9 protein-coding genes and 2 pseudogenes are annotated in these 13,291 nt (G+C 54.1%); 7 read left to right on the forward strand and 4 right to left on the reverse strand.

What is annotated here, in order from left to right:
- The first annotated feature begins 337 nt into the window (after positions 1 to 337).
- Positions 338 to 1,168: an undecaprenyl-diphosphate phosphatase gene (locus NTD85_RS19540; RefSeq protein ID WP_103520638.1), complete on the forward strand. Its 831-nt coding sequence runs from the start codon at positions 338 to 340 to the stop codon at positions 1,166 to 1,168.
- Here the strand turns inward: NTD85_RS19540 and NTD85_RS19545 are convergent, their stop codons facing one another.
- The gene (locus NTD85_RS19545; RefSeq protein ID WP_262142969.1) at positions 1,169 to 1,543 is read right to left on the reverse strand and encodes a DUF2388 domain-containing protein; all 375 of its coding nucleotides are present in this window, start codon (positions 1,541 to 1,543) and stop codon (positions 1,169 to 1,171) included. It abuts the gene before it with no gap.
- A gap of 75 nt (positions 1,544 to 1,618) precedes the next feature.
- Positions 1,619 to 2,638, reverse strand: a complete 1,020-nt coding sequence (gene dusA / locus NTD85_RS19550) for a tRNA dihydrouridine(20/20a) synthase DusA (RefSeq protein ID WP_262142970.1) — start codon at positions 2,636 to 2,638, stop codon at positions 1,619 to 1,621.
- A 103-nt stretch (positions 2,639 to 2,741) separates the two neighbouring features.
- Here dusA and NTD85_RS19555 point away from each other — a divergent pair.
- Positions 2,742 to 3,850 (forward strand): annotated as a pseudogene (locus NTD85_RS19555) (tyrosine-type recombinase/integrase).
- Between the two features lie 76 nt (positions 3,851 to 3,926).
- On the opposite strand, the gene NTD85_RS19560 reads toward NTD85_RS19555, so the two are convergent.
- Together NTD85_RS19560 and NTD85_RS19565 are read right to left on the reverse strand one after the other, a co-directional pair.
- Entirely contained in the window at positions 3,927 to 6,017 is a 2,091-nt protein-coding gene (locus tag NTD85_RS19560; protein WP_262142971.1) for a Z1 domain-containing protein, read from the reverse strand.
- A gap of 963 nt (positions 6,018 to 6,980) precedes the next feature.
- Entirely contained in the window at positions 6,981 to 8,360 is a 1,380-nt protein-coding gene (locus NTD85_RS19565) for a DNA cytosine methyltransferase (protein WP_262142972.1), read from the reverse strand.
- A gap of 866 nt (positions 8,361 to 9,226) precedes the next feature.
- On the opposite strand from NTD85_RS19565, the gene NTD85_RS19570 reads away from it, so the two are divergent.
- From NTD85_RS19570 to NTD85_RS19585, 5 genes and pseudogenes are all read left to right on the forward strand, one after another.
- Positions 9,227 to 9,589: a DUF6124 family protein gene (locus NTD85_RS19570; protein ID WP_262142973.1), complete on the forward strand. Its 363-nt coding sequence runs from the start codon at positions 9,227 to 9,229 to the stop codon at positions 9,587 to 9,589.
- A gap of 447 nt (positions 9,590 to 10,036) precedes the next feature.
- A pseudogene (locus NTD85_RS27785) lies at positions 10,037 to 11,113 on the forward strand (methyl-accepting chemotaxis protein); the annotation flags it as partial.
- A gap of 78 nt (positions 11,114 to 11,191) precedes the next feature.
- Complete coding sequence (locus NTD85_RS27790) at positions 11,192 to 11,971, forward strand: methyl-accepting chemotaxis protein (RefSeq protein ID WP_410017543.1); 780 nt, start codon at positions 11,192 to 11,194, stop codon at positions 11,969 to 11,971.
- A gap of 134 nt (positions 11,972 to 12,105) precedes the next feature.
- On the forward strand, positions 12,106 to 12,885 hold the full coding sequence (locus NTD85_RS19580) for an EAL domain-containing protein (RefSeq protein WP_045122551.1): 780 nt from the start codon (positions 12,106 to 12,108) through the stop codon (positions 12,883 to 12,885).
- Positions 12,886 to 12,987: 102 nt separating this feature from the next.
- Positions 12,988 to 13,203 (forward strand): hypothetical protein, encoded by a 216-nt coding sequence (locus NTD85_RS19585; protein ID WP_081794889.1) that lies wholly within the window; start codon positions 12,988 to 12,990, stop codon positions 13,201 to 13,203.
- Positions 13,204 to 13,291 lie beyond the last annotated feature (88 nt).

Here is a 13,291-nt window from a genome sequence, read left to right on the forward strand (position 1 = left end):
TACATGGTGGCAATGTGGAATTGTGCCACTATTTTGAATCTATGGCCACGGCTTTATTCATGTCCAATTGCCACTGTCCGTGATCGTGAGATAGTGTGAGCTTGATCACACTTTATTGGCTGATCCAACTTTTTTCTACTAAATGCCTAAATATTTTTCGAGCGGTTCGTAGGCGGACGATTATTAACATGGCTTGAGTGTGTCTTTTGATAAGACATATTCTCCGTCGCCTGATCAGGCAATGGGTGTCGCGTTATACCGATTGTTTAACTTCAGATACTCAATTCCTGAATACAGTTGACCGGTCGCTCATCAAGAGCGCTCTGACGGAGGATTAATGGATTTCTGGACCTTCATCCAGGTGTTGATTTTAGGCGCAGTGGAAGGCCTGACCGAGTTCTTGCCGATCTCCAGTACCGGCCACCAGATCATCGTCGCCGACTTGCTGGACTTCGGCGGCGAACGCGCGATGGCGTTCAACATCATTATTCAACTGGGGGCAATCCTGGCCGTAGTCTGGGAGTTCCGCCCGAAGATCTTCGACATCGTCAAAGGACTGCCCACCCAACGCAATGCGCAACGTTTCACCCTCAACCTGCTGATCGCCTTCCTGCCGGCGGTGGTCCTCGGGGTACTGTTCGCTGACAAAATCCATCAATACCTGTTTAACCCGATCACCGTGGCCATGGCCTTGGTGGTGGGCGGCGTCGTCATGTTGTGGGCCGAACAGCGCAACCATGTGGTGAGCGTCGATCACGTCGACGACATGCGCTGGTCAGACGCGTTGAAGATCGGTTTCGTGCAATGCCTGGCAATGATCCCCGGCACGTCGCGCTCGGGCTCGACCATCATCGGCGGTTTATTGTTCGGCTTGTCCCGGAAAGCCGCCACAGAGTTCTCGTTTTTCCTCGCCATGCCGACCATGGTCGGCGCCGCCGTGTACTCCGGCTACAAATACCGCGACCTGTTCCAGGCCAGCGACCTGCCGGTGTTCGCCCTCGGTTTCGTCATCGCCTTCATCTTCGCCATGATCGCCGTGCGCGGCCTGCTCAAATTCATCGCCAACCACAGCTACGCCGCGTTCGCCTGGTATCGGATCGCGTTTGGCTTGTTGATTCTGGCGACGTGGGTGTTTGGCTGGGTTAACTGGACGGAAGCGGCGGCGTGATCACTGACTGCTGATCAATGTAGCAACCGCGAGGTCGTTCAACTTCAAGTTGGGCGACTCTTGGCGGTAGCGCTGCAAGGCTGATGTGAAATACGCGGCTTGCAGCATGCCGTCGCTGGCGAGGTAATAGCGCGCCGCTTCGATTTCCTCTGGCGAGTAAATACGTTTATTGAGACCGGAAACTTTGGAGGTTGCGTAGAACGGCGACAACACCGTCGTCGCCACCATCAAACCGGTGAACTGCGTGATCTGCAAAGGGCTTTCCTCACCCGCGCCACAAATGAAATCGCAGTGGGCGTGAGTACTGGCAGAGGCGGTGGCGAGTAGAGCGAGGGGGATAAAACGCTTGAACGAAACACAGCGAAACGCGGGCATAAACAAAAGACATCCTGTCAGCACATAAAAACTCCGAGCAACGCTCATTCGTTGCCCGCACATTCAAACCATCTATCAACGGCCTTGCAGCAACTCGCCGGCCTGATCCAGCAACGCCAGCGGATCCTTGGCCTTGTGAATATCCACCGACAACAACTGGCGGAATTTACGCGCCCCCGGGAACCCGGTGCCCAAACCCAGCACATGCCGGGTGATGTGATGCATCGCTCCGCCCGCCTGCAAATGCTCGGCAATATACGGCCGCAACTGCGCCAGCGCCTCAGCACGGCTGATCACCGGCGCGCTGCTGCCGAACAATTGCTGATCGACCTCCGCCAGCAAATACGGATTGTGATAAGCCTCACGCCCGAGCATCACACCGTCAAAGGTCTGCAAATGCTCATGGCAGGCCTCCATCGTCTTGATCCCGCCGTTCAGCACAATCTCCAGCTCCGGAAAATCCGCCTTCAACTGGGCCGCCACGTCATACCGCAACGGCGGAATGTCGCGATTCTCCTTCGGCGACAAGCCCTCCAGAATCGCAATCCGCGCATGCACGGTAAAACTGGTACACCCGGCATCCCGCACCGTACCGACGAAATCACACAACTCGGCGTAACTGTCCCGCCCATTGATCCCGATCCGATGCTTCACCGTCACCGGAATCGACACCGCATCGCGCATCGCCTTCACACAATCCGCCACCAACTGCGGATGCCCCATCAGGCACGCACCGATCATATTGTTCTGCACCCGATCACTCGGGCAGCCAACATTCAGATTCACCTCGTCGTAACCATGCTCCTGCGCCATGCGCGCGCACGCGGCCAGATCCAGCGGAACGCTACCGCCGAGCTGCAGCGCCAGCGGGTGCTCGGCTTCGTTGTGACGGAGGAAACGTTCGTGATCGCCGTTGAGGAGAGCGCCGGTGGTGACCATCTCGGTGTAGAGCAGGGCGTTCTTCGACAGGATGCGTAGGAAGTACCTGCAATGCCTATCCGTCCAATCCATCATCGGGGCCACACTGAAGCGACGAGACGGCTCGGAGCGGGCGTGGCTAGTGTTTACGGGCGCTTCAGGTTTTTCGAAATTCATTGATACTGATCTTTTATACAGCGGTTTTTACCCATTTTTCTATGATTTCTGAAGTCGGTTGCTACAATGTAGCAACCGACATTCGGCAATGTAGCAACTGGAAATGGGCACGATCACATCACGCAAGCGCAAGGACAACTCGACGGCCTACGGCGCAGATACGGATCAATCGGGACGGGCGCACAGTTTAGCAGGAAAGCCAAACCTTCGACCGTAAGCAGGTCGCCCAAGCGCGGATCAAATGGCGTGAGACGGAGCTGGCTGAACTAGGTGCTATTGAGTGCGCAAACCGTAAAACGATCAGGAAGATGATCGAGCAGTATCTGCACGAGTACGAGAAGATCCGGCCGCTGGGCAAAACCAAGAACGCGACGCTGAAGGCGATCAAGGAAACTTGGTTGGGCGAGCTCGACGACGTGGCGCTGAGTAGTCAGAAGCTGGTGGAGTTCGCGCAGTGGCGAATGAGCAAGGAGGGTGGCGGCGTCCAGGCGCAGACAGTCGCGAACGATTTGTCGCACCTGGGGATGGTGTTGTCGGTGGCGCGGCCGGCTTGGGGTTATGAGGTGGATCCGCTGGCCATGCCGGACGCCCGCAAAGTGCTGCGCAGGTTGGGCGTGGTCAGCAAAAGCAAGTAACGCAACCGTCGGCCGACGTTGGAAGAGCTGGACAAGCTGAGGAAGCATTTCTTTGAGATGCAGACGCGGCGCAAAGCCCAAATCGACATGCCGAAGCTGATCGCCTTTGCGATCTTCTCGACGCGTCGGCAGGAAGAAATCACGCGGATACGCTGGGATGATCTCGACTGCGCCCGCCAGGCGGTTTTGGTGCGGGACATGAAAAAACCAAGGCAGAAAATTGGCAATAACGTGTGGTGCCATTTGTCTGATGAGGCCTGGGCGATCATTCAGACCATGCCGAAAACGGAAAAGGAAATCTTCCCCTACAACGGCAAGTCGGTGTCGGCGTCCTCACTCGGGTTTGTCCGTTGTTAGGCATTGAGGATCTGCATTTCCATGACTTACGGCATGAAGGAGTCAGTCGACTTTTTGAGATGGATTGGGATATTCCAAGAGTTGCAAGCGTTCAGGGTACAGGGATTGGAACTCTCTGCGCAGATACACACATCTCCGAAGGTGTGGAGAGGCTTACGATGATTGGAAGTGGCTTGATGACGTGAAAGAAGGTCTGTCAGCTTTAAGGGGTAAATCATAGTTGTATAAGTGACTATTTAATCCAAGCGCTATTGGTTGGTTTGAGGGGGAGCCGGTAAACCCGCTACCCCTGGCTGTTATGAGGCGTAGAGACAAGTACTAGTATCGGTAGGAGCCACTAACACAGGCCACCAAAATGGCATGTTTCCCTTCCAGTCAGGACCTTCCTGTCTCAAAAATACTAATGCTGGTGCTGTTCTTGTATCTGCCAGCAATTTTCTGAAAGGCCCAGCACCAACTATGGATTCACCGGTTTTGTCTTTCGATTTAAAACTGATCTTCCGTTTTGTAGCAACCAAGATTTTTACTTTGCCGCCCGAATTTTTACTGTAATACCTTGCCAGGCCACTCATTGCATCCCACTGAAATCTGCTTGCTGGATCAAGGGTAATCGATTTTTGAGCAGTCGAGATAAGGCTCAACGCTTCTTCAACGGATATTTCAGAAAAAGCGGCTTTATCTTTATATTGATCAAGCGAATGATCTAGTTTCGATAAAGCTGCAGCCGCGGTAGTGCCGCTTTTTGTATTAAAACCTTGAGGGAGTAAATAACCGGCTGGCCTAACCGAAATCACTTCGCTCATCGCCACCTTGCTTGGAGAACAAGGAGTAATTCCAGATTTAGAATTGTTTTCGATAAAAATTATAGACGAATGCTCTCCTTTTTCATCAAACGCATCGCGTAGCGCGGTGTCGGAGTGATGAATCATCTTCAATCGCGTAAATACTGATAGCGATGTGTAGAAACGAGTGACCGCTAGATCTTTTTCAGGTCGGGCTCCGTACATTCGTGAATGCTGAAGTACAGTGTCTGCCTGCATTCTCTTTGGATTCCTTCCGTAAAAGAAAGAAATAAGAGAAGGGATAGTAATTCCTCGATCCAGCAAGCTTCCACCAATAAAAATATTTGCATGGACTCGAAGGTGTAATTCCGCAGTAGCTGGATCTAGTAATGAAGCTACCTGTGAGTCTGAGTTGACGACTTGCACTAAATGATGGCCGTCTGCGAGTAACTTCTTTAATTCGGTATACGTTGCCACGCTATCGATCGTCTCGCCGCTTTGCCACTGAACTGACTCAGCTAGATCCTCTAAGCACAGCTTATATAATTTTTTGAATTCTACAGTGTCAGACGCAGCAGCGGACTCGAAAGCCGTGATTACATTATTTACGTTTTTCTCTTGTAAGTCGTGTGCGGAACGCTGGGTGTCGTTATGAATGATCATCGAGTACTTGCACTGTTTTTCATTTTTGTTCTTTTGTTGCTGGCGTCGAATGGTTGTTCCCAGCAAGAAGGAAAGAACAGCGCGCCTTAATGTACTGATACTTTCTGTGGTCCAGATGTCCTTAACTTCTACAGATTTGGCGTGTTTCGGACGTAGGGCATTTTGTTCGGATTCAGGAACTTCAATGAATAATTTGCTTCTGTAGTCATTGGTGCCGTGATCGCCAAAGTAATGGTCGCCTCCCACGTAGGCTGAGTGAATTGGGAGTAGTTCAGTGAATTGCGGCTTTTTGGCGAGGTACACAAACGGGTCGTAAGACTCTGGTTGAAGATACAAGGCATAAGGTGTGGCGGTAACCTGAAGGAACGAAATTTTTGGGACTTGTCGTCTCAAATTATCTAACTGCAACGCTATTGCGCCCTGCTCTAGATCCGGTTGTCCTTTCTTTTTTGCAAAGCGTACGCTTGCCATGTCAGCTTCATCGTCAACAAGTAGTACTTTTTCATTTCTCAGTGCGGGGTAATTACTGAAGAATGTTATTACCCGTTCTAGGTTTTTTATTTCTTTTTTTGCAACTATAATAATTTTTTTCTTAAGATCTGGGCGGGTTAGCTTTGGTAGATTCATGATGTCAAATATGATTATTTGTTCGTCATCAATGAAAGTTTTGAAATCGCTGCTGATTCGACTTACTGTCTGTTGTGCAAGCGTTTTAGTGCCCTTTGTAAGTACCAATGCAATTTGATAGTCATGATCAAAGGCTCTAGCAATGATTCCAAGAAATCCACCAGTCTTACCGGATTGGATCTTACCTAGGAGCATCCCAGGCTGATCCATAGACGTTCCGCTAGCGGTAAGTTTTTCGACTACGTTATGAATGCACTCAGTCAGAGGCTTGCTATCGTTGCGTTCTGCTTTTAGACGATCGTAGAAACTGTGCATTGATACTCCATCCTTTTATTGGATCTTGGAAGCTCGACTGCTTCGTGTCCTTGATGAGTTGGGGGGGTAAGTGATCCTAAGGGATCTCATCCCCCTAGCACAACCCAGAGATGGCATATTGCCCGTTCATGCGTATTCGATCTATGTGCACTGCACGAGCAATGTGGAATTCTGCCTCCCATTTCTCAGCTTGTCGCTCTCCTTCGTGGTTTGGTAGGTTGCCTATCGAGTTAGTTAGCTAAGTCTTTCGGATGAATCCCTCGGGGCGCCTTTTGGCTTTCCGCTCTGATTAGGTGACCCGCTGCATGATCGTCAGGGTGTTGGGTTTTCTCTAGCTTTTACTATGCGGATAGTAAGTGTTCCCTCAATAAGCTGGGGGGAGAAAGTGTCGGTACATAGCCGAACAGGTCGCTGTCGTCAGGCCATTGTGGCTAAACCAGATATACCTTGAACTCAGCGCCCGAGTGTTTTGCGAGTTTTCGTGATGGTAAACTCTTGCCCATGCTCGAAATACCGGACGGGATTACCTGCGGGCTAACCATCATTGATGGGTAAAAGTTGGCGAGTTCCGCGACAGAAAATACGTGGCTTTCCAACTCGATCTTCGATTAGAGACGAATCAATAGGTTGCTGGCTCGAGTTGAATTGGCAACAGAAGCGGAGTAGTTGGAGTTGCGCAGCGTACGAAGCTTGGACCGAATCGATACGCCGCTGTCGAGCTAACGTAACGCGTTTCAGGTTGGGCTTCGGCCAGAGCTCCGTTTTTTCCAATAGACCATCCACATCAGCCGCTTTGGCTGATGTGGGCGAGCGGTAATTGGGATTGAATGTCTGGCGGTGGATTTTGCCAAATTACGTCAGCGGGAAACTTGAAGTGTGGGTGTTGTTCGGAAAATATCTACAGCGTCGTGCGCCAGCTCTTTAGCTTGATCATTGGAGAGAGGCATTTAGGACCCTTTTGTTTTAGGCGTAGACGACTTTTGCTTGTTCTTGCCGTTGAAGACCCGAACGGTGCGCATCGAGCTCAGTCGCCAAGTGTTCTGCGATGGCTTGCGCCAATCCAGGCGGTACAGCTTCGCCAATCATGTCCATGCCTATCCCTGTGCGAGTGCTGTCCAAGTGCTCATTGTCGGAAGTGATGAAGCGGAAGTCGTCATCGAAGGACTGAAGTCTGGCAGCCTCGCGCATGGTGATACCGCGAAGCGCTTCGGGATGAGAGTATCGCCCGGAACCAAGGAAGTTCGCGTTGGCCGTAATGGTCAGAGCAGGTGCATCCCAGGCTAATCGAGTATATGCGCTCGAGTAGTAATTCTTGTAGAAGACGGGGTTCAGCTGGCCGGACTCTTCTAACAGGTCACGAGCAACTGTGCTAGAGATCCCTTGCTCACTCGCAAGTTTATCAATGGCGAGGTCATAGCTGGCGCGCATGCGTTTGCTCTCTGCGTCCCATGTTTGACCAGGACGCATTTCCCTAATGATGTTTAGTATCGCTTGCTTGTAGGAGCGAGTGACGTGGTTATAGGGAAATGAGGACGAAGTACGCATGGCCGCTGCATATATGCTCGGGGGGGCGGTATAAAGATCCAGCCCCATACCACCTATCTCATCCAATTTGTCAGAGGGTAATGGCAGATCTCGTATTGCATCGCCCACAGTTACCCATGGCAAACGGCCTTGTGCCAGTAAATGCGGTTTGGAAGGGTCGGCGTGTGTCGCGGGGGGGAGCGATGCGTTACCAATTGAACTGGCGATGAAGATGGCGCGCTCGCGTAACTGAGGAACACCATAGTCTGCAGCATTCAATACAGCGACTTCCACCTTATAGCCAAGGTCTTTTTCCAGCATTTCAATAACGATTTCGGAGAGCTTGCCAAGCCTGCCTTCAAAGCCGTGGTTTAGCATCTGCGGAACGTTTTCGATGACTAGAAACTTTGGGCGCAGCGCCTCCGCCACTTCCAGGTAACGCAATACTAAGTCGTTGCGCGGGTCATGAGCCAGTTTACTGTACCCGCTAAGTTTTACGATTTTTCCCTTTTCTCGATGCTCGACTCGCCGCATTTGGGAAAAACCTTGACAAGGCGGCCCGCCAATCATGCAGTCTAAATCACCCGGTTCAACTCCGCGCTCCTTCATGGCATTATGGATCTGAGAAATTTCTAGCGTGCGAATATCTTCGCGAATTGTGATGGGGGGAACATCGTCATTCTGGTGATTGTAAGCAAAGGTTCTGAGTGCCTCGGCCTTCACATCATTGCCAAGCACAACATTGAATCGACCCGAGCGAGTAAAGCCGCGAGAGGTGCCCCCGCAACCACAAAAGAATTCGGCAAGCGTGTATTTCATTTAATGCAGTCTCATCCCAAGAAGGCTTCGGGCCTTTTTAATCATTTAGAAACGCCCTTAGCATAGTGGCGAGGACGTTCATATTTTTTGCTCGCACTCCCATACGACAAAAGCCTGCCAATCCCTCGCATGACGCTTCCCCAAAGCTTCCAGGTCGCGTCCACGATCGTAGCAAAACTTCATCAACCAGTATTCTGTTCTGCTCGATGGCGTCCTCGCATTGCTGTGAACGGTGTGTCGATGCCAAAAGCAGGAACGAAAATCGCTTTTTTCTACGAACGGTATTAAGTCAGGTTTTTTGGGAAGGTCCTTAGCGTGAAAGCGATAACAGAACCTTGGAGAACAAGAGCTTCCGTATGAGTAGCTTTGGCGTATTGGTCTTGGAGCACGAGCGACATTTGTCTGCTCCGCTTTTCTATGAAAATGCGGTCCATGGGACATTCTATCAGGCAGTCAATCTCGGTGCTGGAACAAAGGGCGGGCGGCTGTAAACGCCCCAGATGACTAAGTAAATCTAAGCTTGTTTAAAAACGTATCGGCGTCACCATCCATGCCCTACACCACCTTGCGCCTCCCCCTACACCTAAGACAGAATCCGCCGGCTTGTGCGTCTAGCTCGCGGGTTCTATCGTCCCTACGTCACTGAAAACCAGTGATCGGGTTTGGTAGCCCGCCTCCGTCAGAAGCACAAGCCTACTGTCTTGCGAAGGCGTTTCTCGTCTTCGTTTTATGGTGGTCATGCGCGGGGCGTCTTCGGATGCGCCGGGGTTCCTGACGACCGGTCTACCAACCTGCGTATGGCCTCCACCCTTCGTTTGGTAGCGAGAGTGATGGCTCCTTTTCGTTTATCCGTCAGGAGTTACACCATGTTCAAACCAACACCGAATCCACCCGAATCCGACCCCGCATCCCCCTACGAATCCCTCGATTCCCGCAAACTCCACGAAGCCGCCGAGCGCGCCCTCGATCACTACCTCACCCCGGCCAGCCAGATCATGGCCAGCGGTGATCAATCCAAACCGATGTTCCTCGCCAACCCGGCCTACGACACCGAATCCCTGCTCGCCAACGCCAGTGAATCCCTGGGTTCCGCCACGACCATGCTCAACGATTTCGCCGCGTTGCTGGATGTCTCGCGCCGTAAGACGCTGTTGGGCATTGCGCAGGTGGTGATGTTGGGGGAGCTGGCGGTGAATCAGGCGTTGGATAACGTCGAGCTCAAGGCATAGATCGCTGCCCTCCGTGGCGAGCGGCGAGGTCGTGGTCGTGGAGGGCGTTCTGTCGATGCGCAAAACAACCTCTCAAAATGGCGGTTTTCAGCCTGTTTTCGCAGCAATAGCGATATGCCACAAAGAATGATGGCAATGCGTCATCATGCGCACGAAAAAGTTCACTGCTTGTACAAAAATATAAAGTTGTACAACTTTTCCCAAAGTTTATAGCATCCGTTCCCAACACCTTTGCTGAAACGATAAATCCAGCTTGAGTCCTGGATTTGTCCGCCGGTGCGTGGGCCGTCAAAACGGTTTTCGCATCGGCTATTTGCAGCCGGGTCAGTGGAAGCTGCCCGTATTTCGCCCAGGACGACGACCCCGAATATGAGTGGTAACTCCGGTTATCAGAGATCTACTTTTTGTGCCTGACGCTGAATCGCGTCAGGGCGTTAGAGGCTGAACATGGCAGAAGCATCGAATTTCCTGGGCAACATCAAGGTTTCCCGAAAGTTGGGGGCCGGGTTTGGCGTTCTTTTGCTGGCGGTGGGGGCGGTGGCCTTCATTGGCTATAGCAGCAGTAATGTGCTGGTGGATCGCCTGGACACAACGCGTCTGATCGGCACGCTCAACGATGCGTCGCAGGACATGCGGCTGTCGGAGAAGCAGTACGAAGCGGCGGCGGATGCGGCGTTTGCCGAGTCTTATCAGTCGCAGCTGACGGTGTTGCAGGGGCTGATCGCCAAGGCGCTGCAGACCCTGACGCGGGCGGAAAACCAGCAGGCCTTGAAGCAGTTGCAGGACACCACGTTGGCTTACGATCAGCGGGTCAAGCGCTTGATCGAGGCGGACAAGGCGACCAGCGATGCGTTGAAACCGCTGGGGGCGATGTCGGACAAGTACGCCGAGACCTTCAACAGGATGTTCGAGAGCACCACGGCCAGTGCGCTGGCGTCTGCTGATAGCGCGCGGGTGGCGGACTTGCGCACCGTGGCGGATCTGCGCAATGGCATGACGATGTTTCGGCTGATGTTGCGGCGTTATATCGCTGTGCCGAGCGAGGCCAACAAGAAGGTGCTGCTGGACACCACCGATGCGTTTCTGGCCGACATGAGTAAGGCGCGCAGCGGTTTGCCGGCGGCCCTGTCGAGTCAGCTTGAAGAGGCGCAGGCCGGCATGCGCCGTTATCGTGAGGTGCTGGTCGAGGTCGCCGCGCTGTTCGAGCAGAAGCAGAGCCTGCGTCAGCAGGTGGATCAGCAGAGCCAGGCGATGGACAGCATCATGACCGGCCTGATGGACACTCAGCAACGTCTGGCGCGGGACGATCAACAGCGTGCGTTTATACAGATTGCAGTGCTGACGGTGCTGGCGCTGGTGGTCGGTCTGTTTGCTTCGGTGCTGATCTCGCGGCAGATCACCGGGCCGCTGGCGCTGACGGTGGAACTGGCGCGACGGATTGCCAAGGGCGATCTGACGGTGCAAGCCAAATCCAGCCGCAAGGATGAGTTGGGCGATCTGCAAAACGCGATGCAGGACATGGCGCAAAGCCTGAACACGCTGGTGCAGGGGATCGGTAACGGTGTCACGCATATTTCGACGTCGGCAGAGAAGCTCTCGGCGATGAGCGAGCAGACCAGCGCCGGTGTGCGTCAGCAGAAAGTCGAGGTGGATCAGGTCGCCACGGCGATGCACGAAATGGCTTCGACGGTGCAGGAGGTGGCGCGCAATACCACGGACGCATCCGCCGCTGCGACCCTGGCCGATCAGCAGGCGCGTCACGGCAGTGCGGTGGTCAAGCAGGCGACCGTGCAGATCAGCGAATTGTCGGTGGCGATCGAAGACTTGGGTGCGGCGATGAACGTGCTGTCCCAGGACAGTGAGCAGATCGGCAAGGTCATCGATGTGATCAAGGCAGTCGCCGAGCAGACCAACTTACTGGCGCTGAACGCGGCGATTGAAGCGGCGCGGGCGGGAGAGCAGGGCCGTGGTTTTGCGGTGGTTGCCGATGAAGTGCGGTCGCTGGCGCAGCGCACGCAGGATTCGACCAAGGAAATCGAAGCGCTGATTGTCACCCTGCAACAGGGCACGCAAGCGGCATCTACACTGATGACATCCAGCCGCGAGCGCACCCTGGACACCGTGGTGCTGGCGCAGAAGGCCGAGCAGGCGATTACCGAGATCAACCATTCGATCGGCACGATCCAGCAAATGAGCCTGCAGATTTCCGCCGCCGCCGAGCAGCAAAGCGCGGTGGCCGATGAGATTAATCGCAGCATCGTCAGTGTGCGCGATGTGGCCGATCAGTCGGCCGTCGCCAGCGAAGAAAGTGCTGCCGCGACTATTGAACTGGCGTCGCTGGGGCAGGACCTGCAGCGCATGACATCGCATTTTCGAATCTGATGGCGTTTTGAGATGAACTTGGGCTGGCCTGACCGGTCAGCGTGTATAAGTGGGGGCCGCCGAGCGGCGGCCATCCGGTCCGTGCTGTTATTTTCTGGGCCATGGAAGGTTACAACCCGCTCTCAGGGGGCGTCATGACCAATATTCCCGTTTTCCCCCAGCCCAGCGGGGGGTGCCAAGGATGCCGGCAAAAAGGCGAGGCCGATATGGCGTTCTCCTTTGCTTTCCAGCCGATTGTGGATGTGCGTGATCAATCGACCTTCGCCCACGAGGCGTTGGTCCGGGGCGTGCAGGGCGAGGGTGCGCTGTCGGTGCTGGAGCAGGTCGATGACCAGAACCGCTATCGCTTCGATCAACTGTGCCGCGTGCGTGCGATCTCCACGGCTGCGCAGTTGGGGCTCACCGGGTTTCTCTCGATCAATTTCCTGCCCAACGCGGTGTATCGCCCGGACATGTGCATTCGCAGCACGCTGGAGGCGGCCCGCGCACATGCGTTCCCGCTTGATCGACTGATCTTCGAAGCGGTCGAGGGCGAGCACGTCGAAAGCAACAAACACTTGATGAACATCTTGCGCGAATACCGCGAGTTCGGGTTCAAGACCGCCATTGATGACTTCGGTGCGGGGTATTCCGGGCTGAATCTGCTGGCGGACTTTCAGCCGGACCTGATCAAACTGGACATGGCGCTGATTCGCGATATCCATCGCGACCGCGTACGCCAGGCGATTGTGCGTGGCGTGGTGGGCATGTGTGCCGAGTTGGGCGTCGAGGTGATTGCCGAGGGCATCGAGCACCCCGAGGAGCGGGATTTTCTCGCCGATTGCGGGATTTATCTGATGCAGGGTTTCTGGTTCGCCAAACCGGCGTTTGAGGCGATGGCGCAGATTCCTGCGCAGGCGTGGCAGCCGATTTGAGGCGAACCTGAACCCGTGCTGTCGATCGGCAAAGTTTCATCTTGCCGGGTGCGGCGAAGGCCTACGATGCTTGCACAAGATCATCCCAAGGGGAGCCGTACCATGCGCACCAATGTCGTCAAAGTGCTGTTGATCGCTGCAGCTGTCTCGGTATTGAGTGCCTGTTCGGGCTCCGGTGGGCTGACCACCACCAGTTGTTTCTCCTCGGATTGCCAATCGCCGGAGGGTCGCACAAATGCAACGACCCTCAAATTCGGTGGTAACAGTATTGGTAGCAGCTTGAACCAGTACAGCTCCGGGATGTTGCACGACGATTGATCAAAATCGAGGCTGAGCCTGTGGCGAGGGAGCTTGCTCCCGCTGGGGCGCGCAGCGCCCCCCAAAAAGAAGGTCTGCTGCGCAGCCC

Source organism: Pseudomonas sp. 13B_3.2_Bac1, assembly GCF_025466205.1.
GTDB classification, from domain to species: Bacteria; Pseudomonadota; Gammaproteobacteria; order Pseudomonadales; family Pseudomonadaceae; genus Aquipseudomonas; species Aquipseudomonas fluorescens_H.